The organism is Dellaglioa sp. CoH-57-MRSF-16 (genome assembly GCF_056782055.1).
Genome location: NZ_JBXAXZ010000054.1, coordinates 1 through 478 on the forward strand (window position 1 = coordinate 1; position 478 = coordinate 478).

Genomic DNA, 478 nt, shown 5'->3' on the forward strand with positions numbered 1-478 from the left:
GTCACGTCTGTGCACACCGCTTGCTTCGCGAGTTTTTGCGCCGGCCTGATTGTAGGACCAGCGCTGCATGTTGCCCAGTTCCTCTGTATCTGTCAGACGGATGCGGGGATAATGACTCATACGCGCTTGAATCTTTTCGGCCAACCCCACAGTTGAGACAATGGCCAACATCTTTTTGTCTGAATTGTGGTTCCTGATGTTACCGCGCCCGATTGACTGGATAGCCTTATCCACAACATAATCTTCGTGAGCATCGTACTCGGGCAGTATAGCGTTCAAGCGCCGTGCGATATCTGGTCTCGGATTGATTGCAGCCAAGAAGGCCACCACATTAGAGTGCATGAATTCGTTGCGACCTTCCACTTTACCCACGTTCAGAGACTGAAATACTTCCCGCTGAAGTGGATAATCCACATATTTGTTGTTCACGATCATGACGCCGGGTTGCGGAACTCCGTTTTTATCCGTGGCCTTGAAC

General features: G+C 50.6%; 1 protein-coding gene. It reads right to left on the reverse strand.

Features of this window, described 5'->3' with window-relative positions; all coding sequences use genetic code 11:
* A partial coding sequence (locus AC1RPH_RS07805) for a hypothetical protein (RefSeq protein ID WP_481762026.1) occupies positions 1 to 478 on the reverse strand: 478 nt, incomplete at both ends.